The organism is Yoonia vestfoldensis (genome assembly GCF_002158905.1).
GTDB classification, from domain to species: Bacteria; Pseudomonadota; Alphaproteobacteria; order Rhodobacterales; family Rhodobacteraceae; genus Yoonia; species Yoonia vestfoldensis_B.
Genome location: NZ_CP021431.1, coordinates 129,716 through 153,127, shown reverse-complemented (window position 1 = coordinate 153,127; position 23,412 = coordinate 129,716). Strand labels below are relative to the sequence as shown.

Below are 23,412 nucleotides of genomic sequence, written 5' to 3'. Positions count from 1 at the left end.
ATATACGGGCCAAATCCGTATCCAATGAAAGTCCTGATCATGACAACGCTCGTTTTCGGCCATAAATCCCCTGACACCGACAGCACCGGATCGCCGCTGATCTGGGACTGGTTCCTGAACCATACCGGCATCCCCGCCAAGGCCGTCCTGCTGGGCAATCCCAATACCGAGGCCGCCTTTGTTGCCAAACGCTGGGGTTTCGATCTGCCGCAGATCATCGGTGATGTGGAGGCAGGCCAGAAATGCGTGATCGTGGACACCAACAACCCTGCCGAATTGCCCGCAGGGATCAATGCCGCCGATGTGGTGGCGATCATCGACCATCATAAACTGGTCGGGGGTTTGGAAACCAAAGCGCCGATCAACATCACGATCCGCCCGCTGGCCTGCACCGCGACGATCATGCATCAGATGATGGGCGATCACGCGGCCCATATGCCCGAAGGTATCAAAGGGCTGATGCTGTCCTGCATCCTGTCCGATACGCTGGCGTTCCGGTCGCCCACGACAACGCCGGTGGACAAGGAACTGGCCGAACAGCTGGCCGCCGATCTGGGGCTTGACCTGAACGGCTATGCCGATGAGATGTTCACCGCGAAATCCGATGTCTCTGCCTTTTCCGACGAAGAATTGCTGCGCATGGACAGCAAGGAATATGCCGTCGCAGGCACCAAATTCCGGATTTCCGTTCTGGAAACCACCTCGCCGCGCGTGCTGCTGGACCGCAAGGACAGCCTGATGGCCGCCATGCCCGGCGTGGCTGCGGCCGATGGTGTCGATCAGGTCGTGCTGTTCATCGTCGATATCCTGAACGAAGAAGCCACATTGTTGGTCCCCAATGATCTGACCAAGGTGCTGGCGGAAAAGTCATTCGGCGCAACCGTGGATGGCGACATTGTTGTCCTGCCCGGCATCATGAGCCGCAAATTGCAGATCATTCCTGCCCTGACCCTGTAAAGGCCCACCATGACCCGGATTATCGACAATTTCGCCGCGATTGCGGACCAATATGATGTCGCCTTTGTCGATCTCTGGGGCTGTATGCATAACGGGATCAGCGCCTTCCCCGAGGCGGTCGCGGCGATGCAGGCCTTTCGCGCGGGCGGCGGCAAGGTGGTGCTGGTCACCAATTCGCCGCGCCCATGGGAATCGGTCGCGCGGCAGATCTTCGCAATGGGCGTCCCCGAGGATGCCTGGGACGCTATCGCCACATCGGGCGACAGCGCGCGCGCGGCGATGTTTCGCGGCATCGTCGGTCAAAAGGTCTATTTCATGGGCGAAAGCCCGCGTGATGATGATTTCTTCACGCCGCTGCGGATCATCGAAAACCCCGTTGATATCCAGCGCGTGCCGCTGGATCAGGCCGAAGGCATCGTCTGCTGCGGCCCGTTCGATCCGATGGCCGATATCGCCGTGAACCGTGCCGATTTTCTTTATGCGAAAACAAAGGGGCTGAAACTGCTCTGCGCCAATCCCGATATCGTGGTGGACCGGGGCGAGGTGCGCGAATGGTGCGCCGGCGCGCTGGCCGCGCTTTATACCGAAATGGGCGGCGAGAGCCTTTATTTCGGCAAGCCGCATCCGCCGATCTATGATCTGGCACGGCGCAGGATGGCGCAGCTGGCGGACTTGCCCCAAGACCCGCGCATCATCGCCATCGGCGATGGTGTGCATACCGATATTCTGGGCGCGATGCAGGAAGAGATCGATTCGCTGTTCATCACCGGCGGTCTGGCGATGGTTGAAACCCAGACCAAAACGCAGCCAGAGGCCAAGGCCCTGGACCAGTTTCTGACGCTGGCACAAACATCCGCCACCTATGCGATCGGTTTCCTGCGCTAGACCCCTTGATCTTTCTGCGTTTGCAAAGTAATAAAGTTTCAATATCTAGCTTTTATATGGCTTTTTGTTACTTGAAGGACCGGACATGTTGGACAATGCACCGCGCGGCACGATCTGTATCGAAGATATCGAAATCGGCATGGTCCGGTCTTTGTCCAAGGTCATCACCGACCGGGATATCGAACTCTTTGCAGAGGTATCGACCGACCGGAACCCTGTGCATCTGGACGAAGATTATGCGCAGGACACGATCTTTGGCGGGCGCATCGCGCATGGGATGCTGACGGCGGGGCTGGTCTCGGCGGTGATCGGGGAACAATTGCCCGGCCATGGCACGGTCTATCTGGGGCAAAGCCTGAAATTCCTTGCCCCTGTCCGCCCCGGCGATCTGGTCACAGCCGAGGTCGAGGTGACCGAGATCGACCATTCCCGCCGCCGCGTGACGATGAACACGCGCTGCATCGTGAACAACAAAAAGGTGCTGACAGGCGATGCCACCGTGCTGGCGCCGTCGCGTAAGTTCGACTGATCTTGCACGGCCCTGCCTGTCGGGATACGCAGCTTTATGCGTATCATCCGCGACAGCGTTTTCATTGATCCAGCCGACCGTGGCGCCGCCGCGGCCATTGGCAATTTCGACGGTGTGCATATCGGGCATCGCGCGGTGATTGATATCGCCCGTGCTGCGGCCGATGCGGCCAAAGCGCCCTTGGGGATCATGACATTCGAGCCGCATCCGCGCAGCTATTTCGCCCGCGACACTGCGCCGTTCCGGCTGATGAACGCCGAGGCCCGCGCCAACCGTCTGGCGAAACTGGGTGTCGAAAAGCTCTATGAAGTGCCGTTCAACACCGCCCTTGCCAGCCTGACACCGCGTGATTTCGCACAAAAGATCATCCATGACCAGCTGGGTCTGGTCCATGTCGTCGTGGGTGCGGATTTCTGTTTCGGCAAGGACCGCAAAGGCACGGTCGCTGATCTACAGGCCTTTGGCGCGGAAATGGGGTTTGGCGTGACCATCGCCCCGATCATCGCGATCGCGGGGGCGAATATTTCATCCACCGCGATCCGTGCGGCCTTGACCGATGGCCGCCCGCGCGATGCCGCGGCCATGCTGGGCCATTGGCACCGGATCGAAGGCGCGGTGATCCGCGGCCATCAACGCGGGCGCGAACTGGGCTATCCGACCGCGAATATGTCGATTGCCGGGCTGCATCCGCCGAAATTCGGGGTCTATGCGGTCAAGGTCGATGTGCTCGAAGGGGCGTTCAAAGGCACATATTCCGGTGCCGCATCCATCGGCGTGCGCCCGATGTTCGGGGAAAATATACCCAATTGCGAAACCTTCATCTTTGATTTCAAGGGCGATCTTTACGGCACCCATCTGTCGGTCGCCTTGGTCGATTACCTGCGGCCGGAACTGAAATTCGACAGCCTTGATGCGCTGATTACCCAGATGGACGCTGATTGCGCGACAGCGCGGGATATCCTGACCGATGTGCGCTGATATCGCCCGCACCGGCCTTGCCCCCCGGTTCTGGACCAAAAAGCCGATGGACAAGCTGAACCGTGAAGAATGGGAGGCGCTTTGCGACGGCTGCGGCAAATGCTGCCTGAACAAGCTCGAGGATGAAGACACAGGCGAGGTCGCGATGACCCGCGTCGCCTGCCGCCTGCTGGATAATGAAAGCTGCCTTTGCGCCAATTACGCGATCCGGCACCAATTTGTGCCCGAATGTATCGTGCTGACGCCCAAAACCCTGGCCGACAACATGTATTGGCTGCCGCAGACCTGCGCCTATCGCCTTGTCGCGGAAGGGCGCGACCTGTTCGACTGGCATCCGCTGGTGTCGGGCGATCCGCAGTCCGTGCATCGCGCGGGCGTGTCGGTGCAGGGCATGACCATCCCCGAATTCGAAGTCGATGAAGACGATTGGGAAGATTACATTATCGAGGAGCCGCTGTAGATGTTTTTCGCCTCTGACAATGCAGGCCCCGCGCATCCCAAGGTGATGGATGCGCTGGTCAAGGCAAATTCCGGCTATGCCTTGGGCTATGGTGCCGACCCGATCATGGCCGAGGTGCGCCAGCAGATCCGCGATATTTTCGAAGCCCCCGAGGCGGCGGTCTATCTGGTGATCAACGGCACATCGGCCAATGCGCTGCTGCTGGCCACGATGTGCCAGCCCTGGCAGACGATTTTCTGCACCGATGTCGCCCATATCCACGAAGATGAATGCAACGCGCCCGAATTCTACACCCAGGCCAAACTGACCCTGGTACCCACAACGGCTGGTAAAATGACCGCCGACGCCCTGCGCGCCAAGATCAAGGCCGAGGAAACGCGCGGCGTTCACGGGCCGCAGCGGGGGCCTGTGTCGGTGACACAGGTGACGGAAAAAGGCACCGTTTATTCTTTGGCTGAGATCAAGGCGCTGACCGATATCGCGCGCGAATACGGCCTGCCCGCCCATCTGGACGGCGCGCGTTTTGCCAATGCGCTGGTCGCCCTCGATTGCACACCTGCGGAAATGACATGGAAAGCGGGCATTGACGCGGTCAGTTTCGGCGGCACCAAGAATGGCGCGATGGGCGTCGAGGCTTGCGTGATCTTTGACCCCAAACTGGCATGGGAATTCGAGCTGCGCCGCAAACGCGGTGGGCATCTGCTGTCCAAGCATCGCTATCTGTCAGCGCAGATGCAGGCCTATCTGGCGGACGGGCTCTGGCTTGACATGGCGCGCGCGGCCAATGCGCGGTGTGCGCAACTGGCCGAAGGGCTGCGGCGACACAACGTGGCGCGGATGCTGTGCGACCCCGCTGCCAATATCATCTTTTTCGAGATGCCCCGCCAGGATCATCAGCGGATGCTGGCTGCGGGGGCTGTCTATTACGTCATGTCGGGCGATCCCGATCAGGGCGATCCCGATGAAATGCTGACCGCCCGTCTGGTCACCGATTGGTCGATGACGGCGGATGGGGTCAGCCAGTTCCTTGGTCTGCTGCACGGATAAGGGCGGCCACCTCGGCTATATGGGTCAAGGGCAGCATATGCCCTGCCCCCGCCACGACATGATCCACCGCATCCGGCAGACGATCTGCCAAGGCGGCATGGATCGCGGCAATCACCGGCGGGCTGTCCGCCCCGCGGATCAGCGTCACCGGAACCGTCACCTGCGCCAGACAGGCCGCTGTCGTGATCCCGCCCCTGTCATCCTCGATCGCGCTGGCGCTGGCCCTGACCAGATGGATCCGGTCCATCAGATAGCTTTGGGTGCGCGGCGGCAGCCTGTCCCAGGGCAGCGCGCCCCAAAGCGCGTTGAATGTCGCGGCGGCGCGGGAATGGTCATCCGCCGCCATCGCATCCAGAAATGGCCGGAACCCGGCGGCGTGATCGGCATGGGCCGGCGTGCCACGGGCGGCGGCGAAATAGACAGGTTCTATCAGGGTCAGGCGGGTAACCAGATCGGGCCGGTCCAGCGCCAGCCGCAAGGCCACGGTCGCGCCAAAGGAATGACCGATCAGATGGGCCGGACCATCGCAACAGGCAGCAGCCCAGGCCACGGCCTGCGCCTGGTAATCCTGCGCGCCGTCCCAATCCGGGCTGCGGCCATGGCCCGGCAGATCGAACAACCGGGCCTGCCCGCCAATGGCCCCCGCCAGCGGCAGCAAGCTTTCATGCCGCGCCAGCATGCAATGGACCATGACGACAGGCGCGCCACGACCAAGCGTGACCTTATGCATCAGATCTTGCCGGACAGATGCATATCCAGATCGGTCAGGCGATCCTCGCCCCAGAAACGGGCATCGGTATCGGTGATGAAGAACGGCGCGCCAAAGGCCCCGGCCAGCACGGCATGTTCAAGGTTCTGCGCATAGGTATCAGCGCTGGTCATCATGTCGCGGTCCACCAAGGCGGGGTCAAAGCCTTCAGACTCCAGACATGCGCGGATCACGTCGTCCTGGCTGATATCGCGATCCTCGGCCCAGCAGGCGCGGGTGATCGCATGGACCAGCCCGCCGACATCGGCGCCGGTATTTTGCGCGGCAATGATCGCGAATGAGGATGGCGCGGGATTCGTGGGCCAGAAAGCCGGTTTCACATTCAACGGCAGCCCGGCCACCCTGGCGCGGCGTTCGAGGTCTTGCAGACGATAGGCCTGCCGGTTCGGATGCCGGTCTTTGGGCGGCACACCCCCCGTGCGCGCAAACAGCGCCATGATATCGAGCGGCTTATAGGTGATCGTCGCGCCATGTTTACGGGCAATTTCAGCGGGACGCAGGCCACACAGATAGGTGTAGGGCGACATTGTGGCGAAGTAGCAGTCGATATGTGGCAATTTGGCTATCCTTGGCTAGCAGAATCTATGCGCGACGGTACGCCTGTGCTAGTCGGTGTCAACGCTCCGAATCTTTGACCGACATGTCTGTCCCAGCTGCCAAAGGACCTTTCCGATGCCCATCATAATGGAACCCAAGTTGATCAGCGGGAATGCAAACCTGCCGCTGGCCACCGCCATCGCCCGCCGGATGACGATGCACCGTGGCCGCGAGGTCAGCCTGGTCGATGCCCGCGTCGAACGGTTCAACGACGGCGAGATTTTCGTCGAAGTCTTCGAAAATGTCCGTGGCGAGGATATGTTCGTCATCCAGCCCACATCGAACCCCGCCAATGACAATCTGATGGAGCTGCTGATCATCGCCGATGCGCTGCGCCGGTCATCTGCGGCAAGGATTACCGCCGTGATCCCCTATTTCGGCTATGCCCGCCAGGACCGCCGGTCCAAGGCGCGCACGCCGATCACCGCGAAACTGGTGGCCAATATGCTGGTCGAAGCCGGTATCGAACGTATCCTGACCCTGGATTTGCACGCCACGCAGATTCAGGGTTTTTTCGATATCCCGGTCGATAACCTCTATGCCTCGCCGATCTATGCGCTGGATGCCAAACACCATTTCCGCGACGTGATGGATGATGTGATGGTGGTCTCGCCCGATGTTGGCGGCGTGGCGCGCGCGCGCGATCTGGCGCAGCGGATCGACGCGCCTTTGTCCATCGTGGACAAGCGGCGCGGCAAGCCCGGCGAAGTTGCCGAAATGACCGTGATCGGCGAGGTGAAAGACAAGGTCTGCGTGATCGTGGACGATATTGTCGATACCGCCGGAACCCTGTGCAAGGCCGCCGAAGTGCTGATGGATAACGGCGCGCGCGAGGTGCATTCCTATATCACCCATGGCGTCCTGTCCGGCCCTGCGGTGGACCGGATTTCCAAATCCGTGATGAAAAGCCTTGTTATCACAGATACGATTGCCCCCAATGCCGCCGTGCGGGGCTGTGCGAATATCCGCATCGTGCCCACCGCGCCGATGTTCGCCCAAGCGATCCTGAACACGGCCAATGGCACATCGGTGTCGTCACTGTTCGATCACAAGACGCTGGGGCCGATCTACGAAGGCCTTTACGCCGCCGAATAAAGACCCCCGGAAATGCAAAAAGGCCCCGCAATGCGGGGCCTTTTTCTGTCTGTGATCCGTTCAACCAAAGCTGGATTGATTGGGGTCCAGACCAATATGGGTGCCCACTGCGACCATATCGGCCAGCAGCTTGGCGGCAGCATCCACAACATCGGCATCCTCGTTCTGGGCGTCGCGGGCCTTGCGAAGCGTGTCATGCGCTTCTGCGATCATGCGATCATAGACCTCTTGCGTGACCTCGGACCGGGGCAGCGCCTGTTCCGCCAGCACGGAGACCGATTCCGCGTTGATCTCGGCAAAACCGCCAGAGACGACATATTCGTCCGCGCCACCATCATGCACCACCACCAAAAGGCCGGGGCGCAGGGTGGTGATCGTGGGCAAGTGGTTTGCCATCGCGGTCATGTCGCCTTCCGTTGCGGGAATGCGTACCTCGCTCGCCGCGACAGAGGCCAGACGGCGCTCTGGCGAGACGAGATCGAATTGTACATTTGCCATATCGGCAGCTCCTTATGCGGCGGCGGCGGCCATTTTCTCGGCTTTGGCTTTCACTTCTTCGATGCCACCGACCATGTAGAACGCACCTTCGGGGAAGTGATCGTATTCACCCGCAACCACGGCCTTGAACGATGCAATCGTGTCTTCCAGCGGCACCTGCACACCGGGCGAACCGGTGAAGACCTGCGCCACGTCAAACGGCTGCGACAGGAAGCGTTCGATCTTGCGCGCGCGGGCCACGGTCAACTTGTCCTCTTCGGACAATTCGTCCATCCCGAGGATGGCGATGATGTCCTGCAACGACTTGTACCGCTGCAACATGTTCTGCACATCGGCTGCCACGCGGTAATGCTCTTCGCCCACGATCGCAGGGTCCAGCAGGCGCGAGGTGGAATCGAGCGGGTCAACGGCGGGGTAGATACCCTTTTCCGAGATCGCACGGTTCAGAACGGTGGTCGCATCGAGGTGCGCAAACGAGGTCGCTGGCGCAGGGTCGGTCAAGTCATCGGCAGGCACATAGATCGCCTGCACGGATGTGATCGAACCGGATTTGGTCGAGGTGATGCGTTCCTGCATCTGGCCCATATCGGTGGCCAGCGTCGGCTGATAGCCCACGGCGGACGGGATACGGCCCAACAGCGCCGACACTTCGGACCCGGCCTGCGTAAAGCGGAAGATGTTGTCGACGAAGAACAACACGTCGGAACCGGATTGGTCACGGAAGGATTCCGCCATGGTCAGACCTGACAGCGCGACGCGCATACGCGCACCGGGTGGTTCGTTCATCTGGCCGTAGACCAGCGCCACTTTGGATTTGGTCAGGTCGTCGATGTTGATAACGCCGGATTCGATGAATTCATAGTAAAGGTCGTTGCCTTCACGGGTCCGCTCACCCACGCCCGCGAATACGGAATAACCCGAATGCACCTTGGCGATGTTGTTGATCAATTCCTGGATCAGAACGGTCTTGCCCACGCCGGCACCGCCGAACAGGCCGATCTTGCCGCCTTTGGCGTAAGGGGCCAGCAAGTCGATGACCTTGATGCCGGTGACCAGCACTTCGGATGCTGTGGACTGGGCCTCGAAAGGGGGCGCATCTGCATGGATCGAGCGGCGCTCGGTCTCGCCGATGGGGCCTTTTTCGTCGATGGGGGCACCGACGACGTTCATGATGCGGCCAAGGGTGGCGTCGCCCACGGGCACGGTGATCGTGTTGTCCTGGTCAATCACTTCCTGACCGCGGACCAGACCTTCGGTGCTGTCCATGGCGATGGCACGCACTGTGTTTTCACCCAGGTGCTGCGCCACTTCCAACACCAGTTGCTTGCCGTTGTTATCGGTGATCAGGGCGTTCAGAATCTCGGGCAGGTGATCGGTGAACTGCACGTCAACGACAGCGCCGATGACCTGCGTGATCTTGCCTTTTGCATTTGCCATAGTGGTTTTCTCCGGGGTCTAGAGCGCTTCCGCGCCCGAAATGATTTCAATCAGCTCATTCGTGATGACGGCCTGACGGGAACGGTTATATTGGATGGTCAGCTTGTCGATCATGTCGCCAGCGTTGCGGGTGGCGTTGTCCATGGCGGACATCCGCGCGCCCTGTTCGGACGCCGCATTTTCCAGCAAAGCGCTGAAAATCGCCGTGGCCACGCCACGCGGCAACAGATCGGCAAGGATTTCCTCTTCACCGGGTTCGTAATCGTAAAGCGTCACATCCGCATCCGCGTCCTGTTCGAACTTGGCGGGGATGATCTGCTGCGCCGTCGGGTGCTGTGTGACGACATTTTCAAAGCGCGCGAAAAAGATCGTCGCAACGTCGAATTCGCCACCATCGAAACGGGCCAGCACGTCGCGTGCGATGTCCTGCGCGTTGATATAGCCTACGCGTTTGACAGCCGACAGATCGACATGGCCCACCGCATAGCTGCCAAAGTCCCGCTTGAGCGCGTCGCGGCCTTTCTTGCCGACCGTCAGGATCTTGACGGTCTTGCCTTGGGCCAGCAGCTTTTGCGCATGGGTTTTCGCCAGCTTGGTGATGTTGCCGTTGAAACCGCCGCACAAACCGCGTTCAGCGGTCATCACGACCAACAGATGCACCTGATCGCTGCCGGTGCCCGACAGCAATTTCGGCGCGGTATCCGACCCGCCGACCGAGGCCGCAAGCTGCGCCATCACGGCTGTGAACCGTTCGGTATAAGGGCGCGACGCCTCGGCCGCATCCTGGGCGCGGCGCAGTTTTGCAGCCGCGACCATTTGCATGGCCTTGGTGATCTTGCGGGTCGATTTGACCGACGCGATCCGATTTTTCAGATCCTTAAGATTAGGCACGTTTTCGTCTCCTTATCTTAGGATTACGCGAAGTCGGCGGCGTATGCGTCCAGAGCGGCCTTGATCTTGGCTTCGGCGTCACCTTTGATTTTCGGATCTTCCTTGGTGATCATGTCCAGCACGTCCTTGCCGGTGGTGCGCAGATATTTCAGCAGACCAGCCTCGAAGCGACCGACATCCTTGATGGCGATCTTGTCCAGATAGCCCTTGGTGCCGGCATAGATCACGCAGACGATTTCCGCATTGGTCAGCGGCGCATATTGCGGCTGCTTCATCAATTCGGTCAGGCGTGCGCCACGGTTCAGCAATTGCTGGGTTGCGGCATCCAGATCGGACCCGAACTGCGCAAAGGCCGCCATTTCGCGGTATTGTGCCAGTTCCAGTTTCACCGGACCAGCCACGGATTTCATCGCATTGGTCTGGGCAGAGGAACCCACGCGCGACACCGACAGACCGGTGTTCACGGCAGGGCGGATGCCCTGATAGAACAATTCGGTTTCAAGGAAGATCTGACCGTCGGTGATCGAAATCACGTTGGTCGGAATAAACGCAGACACGTCACCACCTTGGGTTTCGATGATCGGCAGCGCGGTCAGCGACCCGGCGCCGTTATCCTCGTTCAGCTTGGCCGAACGTTCCAGCAGGCGCGAGTGCAGATAGAACACGTCGCCGGGATAGGCTTCGCGCCCTGGTGGGCGGCGCAGCAGCAGCGACATCTGGCGGTAGGACACGGCCTGTTTGGACAGATCGTCATAGATGATCAGCGCATGACGGCCATTGTCGCGGAAATGTTCGGCCATGGCGGTTGCGGCATAGGGTGCCAGAAACTGCATTGGCGCGGGGTCGGATGCGGTGGCAGCCACGACGATCGAATATTCGATGGCACCCGATTCTTCGAGCTTTTTCACCAGCTGCGCCACGGTGGACCGTTTCTGGCCGATGGCGACATAAACGCAGTAAAGCTTGTCATATTCGTTGGTGGCGGCGTCGTTATACGATTTCTGGTTCAGGATCGTATCCAGCGCCACGGCGGTTTTACCGGTCTGACGGTCACCGATGATCAATTCGCGCTGGCCACGGCCAATCGGGATCATCGCATCGACCGATTTCAGGCCGGTTGCCATTGGCTCATGCACCGATTTGCGCGGGATGATGCCGGGGGCCTTGCTGTCAGCGACAGCGCGCTTTTTCGCCTTGATCGGGCCTTTGCCGTCCAGCGGATTGCCCAGACCGTCCACAACGCGACCCAGCAATTCATCACCGACGGGAACGTCCACGATGGATTTGGTGCGCTTGACGACATCGCCTTCCTTGATCTCGCGGTCGGACCCGAAGATCACGACACCGACATTGTCGGTCTCAAGGTTCAATGCCATTCCGCGGATACCACCGGGGAATTCGACCATCTCACCGGCCTGCACATTGTCCAGCCCGTAGACGCGGGCAATCCCGTCGCCGACGCTCAGCACACGGCCGACTTCGGCCACTTCGGCTTCTTGACCGAAGTTCTTGATCTGGTCCTTCAGGATCGCAGAGATTTCCGACGCTTGGATCGCCATTATCCGACCTCTTTCATGGTGTTCTGGAGTGCGTTGAGCTTGGCGGCGATCGACGTGTCGATCATCCGAGAGCCCACTTTTACGATAAGACCGCCGATGATGCTTTCATCGACGGTTTGCTTGATGGTAACGGTCTTGCCCACCTGGCCCGAAAGCGTCTTGGCGAGCTTGTCGCTCTGCGCCTTGGTCAAGGATTTCGCGGTCGTGACTTCGGCGGTAATCTCGCCGCGTTCTTCGGCCAGACGATCCTGCAACACGGCCAGCATATGTGGCAGCACGAATAACCGCCGCTTGGCCGCCAGCAAAGACAGCACATTGCCGACGGTTTTCGACAGTTTCATCTTTTTCGCGATGGCCGCAACGGCCGCACCCTGTTCGTCGCGGTTATACAGGGGCGATGTCAGCAATGTATTGAAATCCGCACTGTCATTGATCGCGGCTTGCAGCGCCGCGACATCCGTTTCCAATGCCTTGATGTCCTTGCCTTCCTTGGCGAGGTCAAACACGGCCGTCGCATAGCGCGCGGCGATGCCTGTGGAGATACCAGCAGTTTCGGACACGTCCACCCTTCCGATGTCTTGGCCCAGCTTTACGACGACCCGAAAAAGGACAGCAAAGGGGCAGCTCATTAAGCCTTCGTTTACACGAAAGCATCAAAATCTTGCGCGATGTAGCAGACGTCCTACGGTGTCGCAAGCGCCATGCGACCAGAATCGGGTCGCGAAGCCCCGATAAGGACGGCATGACGCATGCGGGCCGCGATTTGCGCGCATCTGTGTCATTTTTCTGATAAATTCGACGCAAAATCCCGCAGGCCACACCGTCACCGATCCGGCCCCAATGCAGTCTGGCCATATGATCGGTTCAAAACAGATCGTGCCAGCCGGTTCCGTCAAAGCAGCGCAGCTTTGCAGTTGCAGAATCAAAATAGATATCGCCTGCCGCAGCCGTCACAGGCTCAGCCCCCGGTGCCAGCTGCAGAGCCTCGGCCAGCTGCACGCGCGCCGTGGCTGCGGCAATGGTGATCGCGGGTCGCCAGGTTGCACCATCGGGCGCGACCTTGATGCTGAAATCATCGCTGCCCGCCAGCCCCATTTCGGCCCGCCCGCCATAGCCTGTCTGAAACACCATGGCGGCGGTATCGGTCGCTGCCGCCTTGTTGATCTTGATCTGATGGCCGCCACCTTCATTGTCGAACAAGGCAGCGGGCGCGCGCAGGCTTAGCCGGTTGACCGGATCGGCGGTGGTATTGATCCCGATGCCGGGCAGATCCTGCAAATCGCCCTGCGCGACCCAGACCCCGCCTGCGCGCACATGAATAGCCGCCGCATCCGCAACCCAGGCCACCCAGCCATCCTGCGGCGCGACAAACAGCCAGCCGCCACCACGCCAAGTGGCGATCATACTCTCCTGCCCTGCCCAGTCATCCGTGGCACCGGCAGGCACGGCCCAGGCCTGGCCTTCCTGCGGGGCGGCGGGCGGCGTGGCCTGCGACACCGACAGCAGCGTCAGCTGCACGATCAGGTCCAGCAATTCGATCGCCTCGTTATGGGTGACATGCTTTTGCGCTTGGGCGGGCAGGATGAACGGCAAGGACAGGCGGGGGGATTGGTCAGACATCAGCTGGCACCTTTCTGAAGGGGGAAGCCGCAATCTACGCCCAAATGCTTAAATCCCCGCTGCAGCACCGTTACGGCGTTAATCAATCCTTAAGCCTGCTTGGCGACAAAGTGGTGACTGAACCTTGCAATGGGGCCGGCTGATGACAAAACGCGCGCTGATCACGGGTGTGACGGGGCAGGACGGGTCCTATCTTGCGGAATTCCTGCTGGCCAAGGGCTATGAGGTACATGGAATCAAGCGCCGCGCCTCTAGCCTGAACACGGCACGGATCGACCACATCTATCAGGACCCGCAAACCGATCATCCCCGTTTCATGCTGCATTATGGCGATCTGACCGATGCCTCCAACCTGACCCGGATCATTGCACAGGTGCAGCCGGACGAGATTTACAATCTTGCCGCGCAATCCCATGTCGCTGTCAGCTTTGAAGCCCCCGAATATACCGCCGACGTGGATGCCTTGGGCACGCTGCGCCTGCTTGAAGCGATCAGGTTTCTGGGGCTGGAGTCCAAAACACGGTTCTATCAGGCCTCGACCTCGGAATTATACGGGCAGGTCACGCAATCGCCGCAGACCGAAACCACGCCGTTTCACCCGCGCAGCCCTTATGGGGTGGCAAAGCTCTATGCCTATTGGATCTGCGTGAACTACCGCGAGGCATATGGCCTGCATGCCTGCAACGGCATCTTGTTCAATCACGAAAGCCCAAGGCGCGGCGAAACCTTTGTGACCCGCAAGATCACGCGCGGTCTGGCCAATATCGCGCTGGGGTTGGAAAACTGCCTTTATATGGGCAATATCGACGCCTTGCGCGATTGGGGCCATGCCAAGGATTACGTCCGGATGCAGTGGATGATGCTGCAACAAGACCAGCCCGAGGATTACGTCATCGCGACAGGTGTGCAGCATTCGGTGCGCGATTTCATCCGCTGGTCTGCGGCGGAACTGGGCCTTGATCTGGATTTTACCGGCAAGGGGCGCACGGAAACCGCCGTCGTCACCGCCGTGCGCAGCGATCTGGCCCCCAAGATCCGCGTCGGGGATACGATCATGCGGATTGATCCGCGCTATTACCGCCCCGCCGAGGTCGATACGCTGCTGGGCGATCCGTCCAAGGCGCGCAGACAGCTGGGCTGGACCCCGCAGATCAGCGCGCGCCAGATGTGCGCCGAAATGGTCGCCGAAGATTACCGCGCCGCCCGCAGGCAGGCGGTGCTGCGCGATTATGGGCTGGACCTGCCGATGGCGATGCAGGGTTAGACGGATGCGCATCTATATCGCGGGTCACAGCGGCATGGTCGGCAGCGCGATCCTGCGGCAACTGGCGGTGACCGGCAGGCATGATCTGATCACGGCGGACCGGCAGCAGCTGGACCTGACCGACCAGCGCGCGGTGCGCGATTTCATGCAGGCCCAGCGCCCCGATGCGGTGGTGCTGGCCGCTGCCCGTGTCGGCGGGATCATGGCAAATGCCACCTATCCGGCGGATTTCATCCATGACAACCTGATGATCGCCGCCAATGTGATCCATGCCGCCCATGCCGCAGGCGTGCAGCATCTGCTGCAATTGGGATCATCCTGCATCTATCCGCGCGATGCACCCCAGCCGATCACCGAAGAGGCCTTGCTGACCGGTCCGCTGGAACCCACGAACGCCCCCTATGCGGTGGCCAAGATCGCCGCGATCAAATTATGCGAAAGCTATAACCAGCAATATGGCACCGATTACCGGTCGATCATGCCGACCAATCTTTATGGACCGGGCGATAATTTTCACCCCCAGAATGCGCATGTCCTGCCCGCCCTGCTGGCGCGGTTCCATGCGGCGGCGCAAAGCGGGGCTGACCGCGTGACGATCTGGGGCAGTGGCACGCCCCGGCGCGAATTCCTGCATGTCGATGATCTGGCTGCGGCCGCCGTCTTTGTGATGGGGCTGGATGCCGATGCGCTGGCCGCCGAAACCCAGCCCACGCAAAGCCATCTGAACATCGGATCAGGGCACGATATCAGCATCCTCGATCTGGCCCGGATGATCGCCGATATCACAGGCTTCACCGGCCAGATTGTCTGCGACAGCACAAAACCCGACGGCACGCCGCGCAAATTGCTGGCTTCCGCGCGGATAGGCCGGTTGGGCTGGACCCCCAAGGGCGTTGCCAAGTTATTTTTACCGAACCGAATGCAACCTGAGCCAAGCCCGTCAGGCGGTCATCTCGCGGGCATAGTCGGCCCAGAGGTTGAACGCATCTGCCCTTGCATGACGATAGGAGTTAGCGGTGAGGCGATAGCGGCGAGGTTTGAAGATCGTGTTGATCTGGTCATGGGCTGCAAGGAAACGTTGCGCTTGTCTTGGCGATTTAAATCGGCCCATGATTTTCTCTCGTCGCCGCGTCGGCCTGTGGCTGCCTTCTATTCGATTGTTAAGCCCCTTGTGGGCACGGTGATCGGCTCCCGGTGCCTGGCGTGCGATTGGTTTGATGTAGCTACGCAGTTTGTCGGTGATGATCACCCTCGGTTGGCCAAATTGAGCAATCAGCTTTGCCAGAAAGCGCTTTGCGGCTTTGGCATTGCGCCGTGTTTGCATAAGAATATCAAGTGTGTCGCCGTTGGCATCCACCGCACGCCACAGCCAGTGCTTCACGCCATTGATCGTGATCACAACCTCGTCCATGTGCCATTTGTCGTTCGGACGTAATCGATCCCGACGGATACAGCCCGCAAAATGCGTGCCAAACCGGTTGACCCAAAGGCGGATAGCTTCGCGGCTGACAATCACGCCGCGCTCCGCCAACAGGTCTTCCACATCCGCCGTGCTCAGGGCAAAGCGGTGGTACGCCCAAACCGCATAAGCAACGACCTCACGCGGATAACGAAAGCCCTTCAGGCGCGGCATGGACGATGGGATTTGCATGCTGCACCTCTACCCAAGTCGAGCAGCACAAACAACTTGGCAATGCCGTACGGATGAGTAGCGACGGGTTCCAGGTGAGATAACGCGGACGGCTGGCGTAACCTGCTGAACGGGCTGATGAAGCGGTCTGCCGGTGCCGCCTGAGATGGCCATTAGCGAAGGAGCGCTCGTGTTTTACACGGCGCTGCGCATCGCTCTCCCCACGACACGCGAACAACGATTTTGGGTTCGCATTTTGTATATATGACCCAATTATGGTCCGAGGAAGTGTTGCAAGGCTGGGGCAGGGGGGGGGTTATATCCCCAGTTTCACGTGTCATTCAGGCATATTACATTCATATTGACCTAATACCAACATGATAGCAATATCTTATCGAACCGTTATAATATTAATATGATATTCTTGATGCTATGCGATTAATATTATATTGACATTAATATGCAGGTGCTAGTATCATTATATGATATCAAAATGAGGTTAACTTCATGTCAGTCGTTACATTCGCTAACCCCAAGGGTGGCACAGGCAAAACAACAACGTGTCTGCTCTTTTCAGAAGCTGCTGCTCAGATGGGGTACACCGTGGCACTCCTGGATTGTGACCCAAATCTAAATCTCGTCGGATGGGCTAAGAAACGTAGAGAAGAGGATAGGGGGGTCCCATTTCACGTTGAGTCATGTCGATCAGAAGATGAAATCATCGAAGTTGTAGAGCGATTATCAGCAAAATACGATATTGTCTGCTTGGATATGGAGGGGACTGCCAGTCAATTGGTAACCTTTGCTCTGTCACAAAGTGACATGTGTGTGATTCCGTTTGAACCAACGCCAATGGAGACCAGGCAAGCGGGGAGGGCGCTCCAACTGGTGAAACGAACGTCGAAAATGATTGGACGTGAAGTGAAGTACAGACTCGTGTTTACAAGGACAAATGCAGCATTTCAAACAAATGATGAGCGGGATGTGCGCCGATCGTTACCAAATGTAGAAATTCTGAAAACGTCAATCGTCAGACGATCGGCGTACACACGGATATTCCGTGAGGCTGACCTGCTTAGTGAACTTTTTGACAAAAAAGTAGCAAACGTAGACAAAGCAATTCAAAATGCTAACGCATTCACCAAAGAAATCATCCTAGAACTGGCGGAGATAAACAATGTCTGACTATGGCTTCGATGAGACTGACGAAACATTTACACCTCCGAAATTGCCCAAGCGAACCAGCAATACTTCGAAACAGAATGTTCAAACTGCTGTAAAGGCGGGGCAAGAAATCGGCTTTATTCCAAGAGATACTGCAAGCGTTGGTACGCACGAACCCAAGGATCGACGGCAGTTGAACAAGGAGCCGCAAGGCAAAATCCTAATAACTGGACCCGAACGTATATTGGCTCAGTTAAGAACTATTAGTATTGAGACTAACCAGCCGTACTGGAAGGTGATTGAGGCGTTACTCGAGCGCTATACAGAGACAGAACCCAACAGTGAGCAGCGTTGACCTGATACACTAACTGACATCTTCCGTTTGATAAATGGGGAAGATGTTAACCTGGATGGCCTTGTGCTGCACGGTTCAGCACTTCTTCGGCCCATTGGTTGAGGCTCTTACCTGACAGTTCCGCCGCCAATGCAGCCTTCCGGTGAACTTCTGGGTCAACGCGGAACATGACGCGGCCGGAGTAGGGCTTTTGTGGTTCTTTCCCAATCTTCGCACAGGTCTCAACGTAATCATCGACGGCCTCATAGAACGCTTCTTTTAGCTCTTCGACGCTGTCGGCATGAAAGCCAACACCGTCACGAATGCCAGCAATCTGACCCGTCAGGATCCCGTCTTCGTCGTCGTAAACCACGCGGGCAGCATAGCCTTTGTAAGTCATAGTATTTGTCATGGAGTAACCCCAATCCTTTCCAAAAACGCGCGTGCGGAACGAACCTGATAACGTTTTGCTTCCTTCGCTGGGTGCGGACGATGGAACGTCTCAACGACACCGTCCTTTACAAAGCGCACCCGGGAACCGTTGCCCTCGATTATTTCAGCGCCTGCCGCAATAAGCAGCTTTTCGATTGCCAACCATTCGATCGTTCCAGACACTGGGTCTGAAAAGACGTTATCAAGTGTCCTGCGATGTTTGTTGTTCATGGGACCACATAGAGCGTGATAGCGATTTATGCAAGCAGATGAGCGTGTCTTTGGTGCCGCGGCTACGCAGGTGAACCGTCTTAAATAACATAATCATTATTATGCGCCGCAACTATGAATTGTTAAAAAACTGTACGTTTCATTGCATAGTTGCACGGCATACCCTATCGTGCTAAAGAGCACACAGACTATAAGTGCGAGGATGTGGGCTGTTTCAGGGTGGGTAGCTCTACCTGAAGGTCACAAACTTACACGCCTAGCGCTTGCCGCAGACGCCCCCGGGCGGTGCTAAATCTATTTCTTATCAGAGCCGCCCGCCGGACGAGTCGGGGTAGGAGGTGGGGGGCGTGACGTCACTTGTGAAGTCGCCACGTTTTGCCCACCCTTTTGGATGCTGCCATCTCTGATGATTATTTTCTTCTCTGACATCTTTGTATCCTTCAGCTCGGTAGGGAAATTCCATCCAGATGCTGTTTTTTGGGCGCGACAGGTAGAGAAACGGGGGGCGTGAAATCTCGTTTCCGGCTTCATCATACACGATCACGCTTGCGAGCAAAATCTCGCGAAAATCTTCGCTTTCCGAATATGCGTTCACCCAGCCCGCGAAAATGAATCCGTTCTCAAGGTCTCGGAAGTGAACGTATTCCACGTTCGCTTGATCAGAGTTGAGAGTGTAGCTCCACACATCTTCATCACCATAGCGTCGAGTAGCTCCGATCTTATGCAGAAGCTTTACCAAAAGCCGAAATTTGACAATCCACAACCAACAGACCGCGAGGGAGAATGAAAGCGGAACCGACCACGCGATTTCATCCTTCAGCTCGAAGAAATTCACACTTTCTGGGCCGTTTACCAAATCCTGATACCCAAAAGACTTTCCGAATACTAGATAAATCAGGAACAGAACAGCGTATGTTGCCATTCCAAACATGAAGGCCCGGATCAGAAGCGTCGTTTGCTGGGGCTTCAAGCCTGCGCCGTACTTTGCATCAATAGTCGCCCAAATAATGCCGGGCATGAAAATAAGCGCCAATTGCGCGAGAGCAAAATCCACTACTGCCCCTCACACGAGTTTATTTTTGTTACGGTTGCGCGGTGTTGATGTGCTGTGATCGCTGCGACAGCATCAGCATAGAGAGCTGTATCACTTCGTGCTGGCGTATCGGTCATATTGCAGCCTCTAGCAGCGCGATTTCGTCTTCGGTCAGATCGAACAGGTCATAGACGATGCTGTCGATCTGGGCTTCGGCCTGGGCGATTTCGGCGGTCAGGCGGGCGATCTCGGCGCGGTCGCGGTTGATCCAGTCTTCCCAGTCGGAGCGATCGGCCAGCGGGATGTCGGCCTTGAACACTTTCTTCACCTCGGCGCGAAAGGCGGCGAAGTCGGGCATGGTCCACCATTCCTTGAGTTTGTTGGTCAGCTTGAATTCGCGTTCAGGCGGGCAGAGATCGGGGATGCGGCGGGTCAAGGCGGTTTGCAGGGTCAGGCGTTCCTGTGCCGCCTTGCTGGCTCGTTCACTTGCTACGGCGAGATCGGCCCGCGCCTTATCGTTCCACGCCGGGATGGGCACTTGTTCCAGATACTGAACCCGTAGCTCTAAGCGCCACTCGCCCCCGCGCATTGCGGTGCAAATGCCGCGTAGCACACCCCAGATCAGGGTAGAGTTCAACAATCCTAGAAGTGCCTTGTCTTCAGATGGAATGAGATAGGTTTTGTCGTTTGAAAAGTAGCCTTGCGGCTCAAAGGAAAACTTCCGGCCCTGCGAGAAGTGGGGATAACTGATCTTGGGCGCAGCGAAGTGGGGCGCATAGGCTTCTTGCGCCTGTTGCAGCTCGAACCATTCCTGTTTTGTGGCGCGGGCTTCCAAACCGGCCTTGAAGGGTAGTAGCCAGTCGCGGATGGCCGGGTAGTCGTCAATCTCGATCCGGTTCTTGGGAATGTAGATCAGCCAAAGACCGCGCGGGACCGCCCGCCAGCGTTGAAGGTCTTTGCCTTCAAGGAAGGGCTTCAGAAGATCAGCTGACCGGGGGTCCTGGGCGCAGAGGCGTTCCTTGGTGGCGCTGTCGATCACAAAGGCGGCGTTTAGGCCCGTCTTGATTCCGTAGAGCGGTGATCCGTAGACGTCCTTCAGGGTCCTTTTACCTGTTCTGATCTTGTCGCGCAGGGTGCGCAAGGCGGTGTTTTCCAGTTCCCATGAACCGGCCCCAAGGGCGGCCTGCGGATATGGCCCTGCGGCCTTTTCCCATGTGGCCTGAAAGTTGGTTTCTGGCAGGGCGTCCAGTTGCCAGAACCGCAGGTCATGCCCCTTCGGTGCCGATCCACGCTTCATGGTCAGAATGGCGGGTGTGGTGTTGACCCCTTCGAAGACCTGGAGGTCGCCAAAATCGACAACGCATTCGAGGATCGCCTCGCGCCGCAGATATTCGCGCAGGGGCTTGCCCGATCCGGTCTTGAAGAAGGTGTTTGAGGAAATATAGCCCAAGCGCCCGCCCGGTTTCAGCAGGCGCAGGCCACGTTCGAAGAAGTAGCAGTAAAGATCGGCCCTGTCGGAAACGACCTCATAGCGCTTTTCCAGATAGGGTTTCAGCAGCTTCAGAAATTCCATCCGCACATAGGGCGGGTTGCCCAGGACCACGTCGAAGCCGCCTTCGGCAAAGACGCCGGGGAAGGCCGTTTCCCAGGTGAAGGCGTGGTCGAGATAGGCGAAGTTGCTATCCTCGATCAGGCTGTCACCGACGCGGATGCTGCCCGACAGGCTGTCCAACACCTTGCCGCGCCGGGCGGTCTTGATCCAGAGCGACGCTTGGTGATCTCGATGCTTTCCTCGTTTACGTCCACGCCGAAGAGGTTGTCGGTCAGAATTTCGCTGTCTGGGACATAGTCGAGCAGATCGCCAAAATGTTCGGCCTTGGGCAGCAGGTCTTTGATCTTGTCGTTCACGCGGGTCAGTTCGGCCTTCATGAAGTCAAAGGCCATGATCAGGAACACACCGGAGCCACAGGCGGGATCGACAATGCGCAAGGTTTTCAGGCGATCGCGATAGGCTTGCCAGGCTTCCAGCTCGGCCGACTTTTTCCGCCAGGGGATGTTTTCGTAGTCGGTGACATCCGCGCCCTTCTTGGCGTGAGCGCGCAAGGTGTCCTCAAAAATTTCCCGCAGATGCGTTCCCAGGGTTTCGGCCACGATGAAGCGCGCGATGTAATCAGGGGTGTAGACCACCCCGTCGCGCTTGCGCCGCCCGCTTGTGCCGGTGGTTTTCTCGGGCTCTTCCTCTTCACCGCGCGCGATCGCTTGCAGGCGTTCAACGTCCGCGATGGACTGTTCAAAGATATGGCCTAGGACCGTGACCGAGACCTCGGAGGCGAAGTCATACTCGCCCAGGGTTTTGAACCCTTCGCAGATGTCATCGGGTATGTTCAGCCCGTCGATCACAGGGTCTTTGCGGAACAGCCCCCCGTTGTAGCGCGGGATTTTCAGATTGCTGTTGCCCTCGTCGATGGCGCGGAACAGCCCTTTGAAATTGTCCCAGACGGGGCGGGGATTGTAAGCGTCACGGGCGACAAACGCATTTTCCAGCGTGTTGTCTGGCAGAAGGCCGGTGTCTTCGGCAAAGGCGATAAACAGCACCCGATCAAGGATCTTCTGCGCGAGGGCGATCGCATCGAGAGGCGCAATCGCGACATCGGCCTTTTGGACAGCACTCAGGAGCTTGAGGCGCAGGTCCTTGTAATCCTGATACAGGCTGTCGGTAATGTCTTTGTCTTCGCGGCGGCTTTCTTTCAGCAGATCAGCCGTGCGGCCAGACAGCAGATTTTCCGCCGACAGAAGCAGCATGAAGCGCGCGTATTCTGAGGGGTCTGTCAGTTGGTCGAGGCGGAATTCCTCATAGGCCGAGGTGCCTTCCCCGAAACCGTAGAAGCGCAGCTCGATCATGTTCGAGACCAGCACCCATTTCACGCCGCGCGCGTTCATGGCGTATTCCCACGCCTGTTGAACAGGGCTCTTGTTCCGGCCCGGCATGATTGCATCGAGGTCGCGGGTATCCGCGCCCTTCAGCTCGAATGGTGCCACGATGTCTGGCGTCTTGCCGCCAAAGCGGCCAAGCGCCAGATCGACGCTGCCGCGCAGAATATTTTGTTCGGTTGAGACGTTGTAATCTGCCCCGCCAGCCGGACCATGGTAGCCGAGAACATCTTCAACGATCTTGGAGGCGAACTGCCCATGCAGGGCGGTTTCCTTCAGACGCCCAATCCGGCCCGAGCTGATCAGCTCTGCCCAGGCTTCCAGCGCAGCCAGATGGTCTGACGGGATCGGATCGGCTTTGATGTGGCGCTTCAGAGTCTTACGGTTGAACAAATTCATGAACTATCGGTCTTTCTTGCCGCCATCGGTCGGCTTTACGATGCTGTCTTGTGGATGGCGACAAGCCTTGGCTTTATTCGTGCCTGATCGCAACGGCCCTCATTCGAGGCGTTCTGCGATCCACATCTTGATCAGCGCCTGACGGGTGATGCCGAGCTTCTGAGCCTGCCGGTCCAGACCGGCGACGACCCAGGTCGGGAAATCCACGTTCACCCGCTTTGCCTCGACATTGAGGCGGCGCGCCTTTGTCCAATCGACATGGGCGGACATGTCTTCGCCCGCGTCGAAGCGTTCGTCGAATTCAGTCGCCTTCATAGTGGTCAATCTCCTGCTTGCGAGCGCGGCGCACGGAGATGATCCGCACCCGGTCGCTCCGGTATGTGTAGACAGCCGTCCAGTGTCTGGCCCCGATCATGCCAACCGCCAGAAAGCGTGGCTCATCCGTGACGTTGGCAGGGGCCTCGATCAGATAAGGATCATTCCAGAGAGCCTGGGCCTCATCAAAGTCGATCCCGTGCTTTTCACGGTTCGCGGTGCTCTTGTCGGGGTCATACTCGAACTTCATCTGTTCTACATAAGATGATAAAGGTATATTTACTATATCTTTTGAGGTGACGATCACACAATAATGCTGACGCAGTGAAATGTCCGTATTGTGGCGGGGTTCGCCCC

At 58.3% G+C, this 23,412-nt stretch carries 26 protein-coding genes and 1 pseudogene; 11 read left to right on the top strand and 16 right to left on the bottom strand.

The features are described from left to right. The first annotated feature begins 39 nt into the window (after positions 1-39). The 6 genes from LOKVESSMR4R_RS00740 (at position 40) to LOKVESSMR4R_RS00715 (ending at position 4,856) form a co-directional block, all read left to right on the top strand. A complete protein-coding gene (locus LOKVESSMR4R_RS00740; protein WP_162290718.1) occupies positions 40-957 on the top strand; it encodes a manganese-dependent inorganic pyrophosphatase in 918 nt (305 codons plus the stop codon). A 9-nt stretch (positions 958-966) separates the two neighbouring features. Continuing rightward, the gene (locus LOKVESSMR4R_RS00735; protein WP_087205823.1) at positions 967-1,842 is read left to right on the top strand and encodes a TIGR01459 family HAD-type hydrolase; all 876 of its coding nucleotides are present in this window, start codon (positions 967-969) and stop codon (positions 1,840-1,842) included. An 85-nt stretch (positions 1,843-1,927) separates the two neighbouring features. After that, on the top strand, positions 1,928-2,371 hold the full coding sequence (locus tag LOKVESSMR4R_RS00730) for a MaoC family dehydratase (protein WP_087205820.1): 444 nt from the start codon (positions 1,928-1,930) through the stop codon (positions 2,369-2,371). A 36-nt stretch (positions 2,372-2,407) separates the two neighbouring features. Beyond that, positions 2,408-3,349 (top strand): bifunctional riboflavin kinase/FAD synthetase, encoded by a 942-nt coding sequence (locus LOKVESSMR4R_RS00725; protein ID WP_087205817.1) that lies wholly within the window; start codon positions 2,408-2,410, stop codon positions 3,347-3,349. Beyond that, positions 3,339-3,809, top strand: a complete 471-nt coding sequence (locus LOKVESSMR4R_RS00720; protein WP_087205815.1) for a YcgN family cysteine cluster protein — start codon at positions 3,339-3,341, stop codon at positions 3,807-3,809. Before LOKVESSMR4R_RS00725 ends, LOKVESSMR4R_RS00720 begins: the two co-directional genes overlap by 11 nt. Further along, positions 3,810-4,856: a threonine aldolase family protein gene (locus tag LOKVESSMR4R_RS00715; protein WP_087205813.1), complete on the top strand. Its 1,047-nt coding sequence runs from the start codon at positions 3,810-3,812 to the stop codon at positions 4,854-4,856. It begins immediately after the preceding gene. Here the strand turns inward: LOKVESSMR4R_RS00715 and LOKVESSMR4R_RS00710 are convergent. Beyond that, positions 4,825-5,586 (bottom strand): alpha/beta fold hydrolase, encoded by a 762-nt coding sequence (locus LOKVESSMR4R_RS00710; RefSeq protein WP_087205811.1) that lies wholly within the window; start codon positions 5,584-5,586, stop codon positions 4,825-4,827. The two genes, LOKVESSMR4R_RS00715 and LOKVESSMR4R_RS00710, sit on opposite strands and share 32 nt — an antisense overlap. Continuing rightward, complete coding sequence (locus LOKVESSMR4R_RS00705; protein WP_087205810.1) at positions 5,586-6,182, bottom strand: 2-hydroxychromene-2-carboxylate isomerase; 597 nt, start codon at positions 6,180-6,182, stop codon at positions 5,586-5,588. The genes LOKVESSMR4R_RS00710 and LOKVESSMR4R_RS00705 overlap by 1 nt, the downstream gene beginning before the upstream one ends. Before the next feature lie 115 nt (positions 6,183-6,297). Between LOKVESSMR4R_RS00705 and LOKVESSMR4R_RS00700 the strand changes: the two genes are divergently transcribed. Then, positions 6,298-7,317 carry a ribose-phosphate pyrophosphokinase gene (locus tag LOKVESSMR4R_RS00700; protein ID WP_087205808.1) on the top strand — a complete coding sequence of 340 codons (1,020 nt, stop codon included), beginning with the start codon at positions 6,298-6,300 and terminating at the stop codon, positions 7,315-7,317. 60 nt (positions 7,318-7,377) lie between these two features. Here LOKVESSMR4R_RS00700 and LOKVESSMR4R_RS00695 read toward each other — a convergent pair whose 3' ends face one another. The 6 genes from LOKVESSMR4R_RS00695 to LOKVESSMR4R_RS00670 all read right to left on the bottom strand — a co-directional run bounded on the left by LOKVESSMR4R_RS00695 (position 7,378) and on the right by LOKVESSMR4R_RS00670 (position 13,322). Continuing rightward, complete coding sequence (locus LOKVESSMR4R_RS00695; RefSeq protein ID WP_087205806.1) at positions 7,378-7,815, bottom strand: F0F1 ATP synthase subunit epsilon; 438 nt, start codon at positions 7,813-7,815, stop codon at positions 7,378-7,380. 12 nt (positions 7,816-7,827) lie between these two features. Beyond that, positions 7,828-9,252, bottom strand: coding sequence for a F0F1 ATP synthase subunit beta (gene atpD, locus LOKVESSMR4R_RS00690; RefSeq protein ID WP_087205804.1), 1,425 nt, complete (start codon positions 9,250-9,252; stop codon positions 7,828-7,830). Positions 9,253-9,270: 18 nt separating this feature from the next. Further along, on the bottom strand, positions 9,271-10,143 hold the full coding sequence (locus LOKVESSMR4R_RS00685) for a F0F1 ATP synthase subunit gamma (RefSeq protein WP_087205802.1): 873 nt from the start codon (positions 10,141-10,143) through the stop codon (positions 9,271-9,273). A gap of 23 nt (positions 10,144-10,166) precedes the next feature. Continuing rightward, the gene (gene atpA / locus LOKVESSMR4R_RS00680) at positions 10,167-11,702 is read right to left on the bottom strand and encodes a F0F1 ATP synthase subunit alpha (protein ID WP_087205800.1); all 1,536 of its coding nucleotides are present in this window, start codon (positions 11,700-11,702) and stop codon (positions 10,167-10,169) included. After that, positions 11,702-12,262 carry a F0F1 ATP synthase subunit delta gene (locus tag LOKVESSMR4R_RS00675; protein ID WP_204248702.1) on the bottom strand — a complete coding sequence of 187 codons (561 nt, stop codon included), beginning with the start codon at positions 12,260-12,262 and terminating at the stop codon, positions 11,702-11,704. The genes atpA and LOKVESSMR4R_RS00675 overlap by 1 nt, the downstream gene beginning before the upstream one ends. A gap of 304 nt (positions 12,263-12,566) precedes the next feature. Beyond that, the gene (locus LOKVESSMR4R_RS00670; RefSeq protein WP_087205798.1) at positions 12,567-13,322 is read right to left on the bottom strand and encodes a DUF2793 domain-containing protein; all 756 of its coding nucleotides are present in this window, start codon (positions 13,320-13,322) and stop codon (positions 12,567-12,569) included. Positions 13,323-13,464: 142 nt separating this feature from the next. On the opposite strand from LOKVESSMR4R_RS00670, the gene gmd reads away from it, so the two are divergent. After that, on the top strand, positions 13,465-14,586 hold the full coding sequence (gene gmd / locus LOKVESSMR4R_RS00665; RefSeq protein WP_087205796.1) for a GDP-mannose 4,6-dehydratase: 1,122 nt from the start codon (positions 13,465-13,467) through the stop codon (positions 14,584-14,586). A gap of 4 nt (positions 14,587-14,590) precedes the next feature. Further along, a pseudogene (locus LOKVESSMR4R_RS00660) lies at positions 14,591-15,475 on the top strand (GDP-L-fucose synthase family protein); the annotation flags it as partial. A 51-nt stretch (positions 15,476-15,526) separates the two neighbouring features. On the opposite strand, the gene LOKVESSMR4R_RS00655 reads toward LOKVESSMR4R_RS00660, so the two are convergent. Continuing rightward, a complete protein-coding gene (locus LOKVESSMR4R_RS00655) occupies positions 15,527-16,237 on the bottom strand; it encodes an IS6 family transposase (RefSeq protein WP_087212131.1) in 711 nt (236 codons plus the stop codon). A 486-nt stretch (positions 16,238-16,723) separates the two neighbouring features. Between LOKVESSMR4R_RS00655 and LOKVESSMR4R_RS00650 the strand changes: the two genes are divergently transcribed. Then, entirely contained in the window at positions 16,724-17,401 is a 678-nt protein-coding gene (locus LOKVESSMR4R_RS00650; protein ID WP_087205794.1) for a ParA family protein, read from the top strand. Continuing rightward, complete coding sequence (locus LOKVESSMR4R_RS19985; protein ID WP_157898094.1) at positions 17,394-17,735, top strand: hypothetical protein; 342 nt, start codon at positions 17,394-17,396, stop codon at positions 17,733-17,735. Before LOKVESSMR4R_RS00650 ends, LOKVESSMR4R_RS19985 begins: the two co-directional genes overlap by 8 nt. 46 nt (positions 17,736-17,781) lie before the next feature. On the opposite strand, the gene LOKVESSMR4R_RS00645 is transcribed toward LOKVESSMR4R_RS19985, so the two are convergent. From LOKVESSMR4R_RS00645 to LOKVESSMR4R_RS00615, 7 genes are all read right to left on the bottom strand, one after another. Continuing rightward, positions 17,782-18,126: a type II toxin-antitoxin system HicB family antitoxin gene (locus LOKVESSMR4R_RS00645; protein WP_087205792.1), complete on the bottom strand. Its 345-nt coding sequence runs from the start codon at positions 18,124-18,126 to the stop codon at positions 17,782-17,784. Then, complete coding sequence (locus LOKVESSMR4R_RS00640; RefSeq protein ID WP_087205790.1) at positions 18,123-18,377, bottom strand: type II toxin-antitoxin system HicA family toxin; 255 nt, start codon at positions 18,375-18,377, stop codon at positions 18,123-18,125. The genes LOKVESSMR4R_RS00645 and LOKVESSMR4R_RS00640 overlap by 4 nt, the downstream gene beginning before the upstream one ends. Before the next feature lie 304 nt (positions 18,378-18,681). Further along, positions 18,682-19,431, bottom strand: coding sequence for a DUF6338 family protein (locus LOKVESSMR4R_RS00635; protein WP_157898093.1), 750 nt, complete (start codon positions 19,429-19,431; stop codon positions 18,682-18,684). A gap of 112 nt (positions 19,432-19,543) precedes the next feature. Next, the gene (locus LOKVESSMR4R_RS00630; protein ID WP_157898092.1) at positions 19,544-21,145 is read right to left on the bottom strand and encodes an Eco57I restriction-modification methylase domain-containing protein; all 1,602 of its coding nucleotides are present in this window, start codon (positions 21,143-21,145) and stop codon (positions 19,544-19,546) included. Further along, on the bottom strand, positions 21,100-22,740 hold the full coding sequence (locus tag LOKVESSMR4R_RS00625) for a DNA methyltransferase (protein ID WP_087205784.1): 1,641 nt from the start codon (positions 22,738-22,740) through the stop codon (positions 21,100-21,102). Before LOKVESSMR4R_RS00625 ends, LOKVESSMR4R_RS00630 begins: the two co-directional genes overlap by 46 nt. A gap of 99 nt (positions 22,741-22,839) precedes the next feature. Further along, positions 22,840-23,055, bottom strand: a complete 216-nt coding sequence (gene brnA, locus LOKVESSMR4R_RS00620; RefSeq protein ID WP_066009074.1) for a type II toxin-antitoxin system BrnA family antitoxin — start codon at positions 23,053-23,055, stop codon at positions 22,840-22,842. Further along, positions 23,042-23,305 carry a BrnT family toxin gene (locus tag LOKVESSMR4R_RS00615; protein ID WP_087205783.1) on the bottom strand — a complete coding sequence of 88 codons (264 nt, stop codon included), beginning with the start codon at positions 23,303-23,305 and terminating at the stop codon, positions 23,042-23,044. Before LOKVESSMR4R_RS00615 ends, brnA begins: the two co-directional genes overlap by 14 nt. Positions 23,306-23,412: the final 107 nt, after the last annotated feature.

Coding starts and splice junctions, on each gene's coding strand:
- LOKVESSMR4R_RS00740 (WP_162290718.1), top strand. CDS start 40: ATGACAACGCTCGTTTTCGGCCATAAATCCCCTGACACCGACAGCACC.
- LOKVESSMR4R_RS00735 (WP_087205823.1), top strand. CDS start 967: ATGACCCGGATTATCGACAATTTCGCCGCGATTGCGGACCAATATGAT.
- LOKVESSMR4R_RS00730 (WP_087205820.1), top strand. CDS start 1,928: ATGTTGGACAATGCACCGCGCGGCACGATCTGTATCGAAGATATCGAA.
- LOKVESSMR4R_RS00725 (WP_087205817.1), top strand. CDS start 2,408: ATGCGTATCATCCGCGACAGCGTTTTCATTGATCCAGCCGACCGTGGC.
- LOKVESSMR4R_RS00720 (WP_087205815.1), top strand. CDS start 3,339: ATGTGCGCTGATATCGCCCGCACCGGCCTTGCCCCCCGGTTCTGGACC.
- LOKVESSMR4R_RS00715 (WP_087205813.1), top strand. CDS start 3,810: ATGTTTTTCGCCTCTGACAATGCAGGCCCCGCGCATCCCAAGGTGATG.
- LOKVESSMR4R_RS00710 (WP_087205811.1), bottom strand. CDS start 5,586: ATGCATAAGGTCACGCTTGGTCGTGGCGCGCCTGTCGTCATGGTCCAT.
- LOKVESSMR4R_RS00700 (WP_087205808.1), top strand. CDS start 6,298: ATGCCCATCATAATGGAACCCAAGTTGATCAGCGGGAATGCAAACCTG.
- LOKVESSMR4R_RS00695 (WP_087205806.1), bottom strand. CDS start 7,815: ATGGCAAATGTACAATTCGATCTCGTCTCGCCAGAGCGCCGTCTGGCC.
- atpD (WP_087205804.1), bottom strand. CDS start 9,252: ATGGCAAATGCAAAAGGCAAGATCACGCAGGTCATCGGCGCTGTCGTT.
- atpA (WP_087205800.1), bottom strand. CDS start 11,702: ATGGCGATCCAAGCGTCGGAAATCTCTGCGATCCTGAAGGACCAGATC.
- LOKVESSMR4R_RS00670 (WP_087205798.1), bottom strand. CDS start 13,322: ATGTCTGACCAATCCCCCCGCCTGTCCTTGCCGTTCATCCTGCCCGCC.
- gmd (WP_087205796.1), top strand. CDS start 13,465: ATGACAAAACGCGCGCTGATCACGGGTGTGACGGGGCAGGACGGGTCC.
- LOKVESSMR4R_RS00655 (WP_087212131.1), bottom strand. CDS start 16,237: ATGCAAATCCCATCGTCCATGCCGCGCCTGAAGGGCTTTCGTTATCCG.
- LOKVESSMR4R_RS00650 (WP_087205794.1), top strand. CDS start 16,724: ATGTCAGTCGTTACATTCGCTAACCCCAAGGGTGGCACAGGCAAAACA.
- LOKVESSMR4R_RS19985 (WP_157898094.1), top strand. CDS start 17,394: ATGTCTGACTATGGCTTCGATGAGACTGACGAAACATTTACACCTCCG.
- LOKVESSMR4R_RS00645 (WP_087205792.1), bottom strand. CDS start 18,126: ATGACAAATACTATGACTTACAAAGGCTATGCTGCCCGCGTGGTTTAC.
- LOKVESSMR4R_RS00640 (WP_087205790.1), bottom strand. CDS start 18,377: ATGAACAACAAACATCGCAGGACACTTGATAACGTCTTTTCAGACCCA.
- LOKVESSMR4R_RS00625 (WP_087205784.1), bottom strand. CDS start 22,740: ATGAATTTGTTCAACCGTAAGACTCTGAAGCGCCACATCAAAGCCGAT.
- brnA (WP_066009074.1), bottom strand. CDS start 23,055: ATGAAGGCGACTGAATTCGACGAACGCTTCGACGCGGGCGAAGACATG.
- LOKVESSMR4R_RS00615 (WP_087205783.1), bottom strand. CDS start 23,305: ATGAAGTTCGAGTATGACCCCGACAAGAGCACCGCGAACCGTGAAAAG.